This window comes from Vibrio sp. S12_S33 (assembly GCF_963889785.1).
GTDB lineage: Bacteria > Pseudomonadota > Gammaproteobacteria > Enterobacterales > Vibrionaceae > Vibrio > Vibrio aestuarianus.
This window is the reverse complement of record NZ_CAWPQZ010000380.1, coordinates 1-253: the sequence shown is the minus strand read 5'-3', so window position 1 is coordinate 253 and position 253 is coordinate 1. Positions and strand designations below refer to the sequence as shown.

Here is a 253-nt window from a genome sequence, read left to right as displayed (position 1 = left end):
TGAAATTCAGTGCCATTGTCCGCGGTGATAGTCTTAAAGGGTAAGCCTGAGCGGATGATAAGTTCGCTCACTTTTGCATTGAGTGAAGCTGTGGTTCGGTTGTCGAGCTGGCCGATTAAAGTGAGGCGGCGTTGTTGCCTAAATCAGTTGAACCTTTTCCAAGTCCTGCGATCTGATCCTTTGTGATGGTAAGAGCGGTGATGACATGGGGAAAACGAAAAAGAAGATAACTAACTGGGCGGAGTACAATAAG

The 253-nt window shown here is 46.6% G+C and carries 1 pseudogene; it reads right to left on the bottom strand.

The features are described 5' to 3' along the window. Nucleotides 1–122 (bottom strand): annotated as a pseudogene (locus AACW06_RS20530) (IS30 family transposase); the annotation flags it as partial. Nucleotides 123–253: the final 131 nt, after the last annotated feature.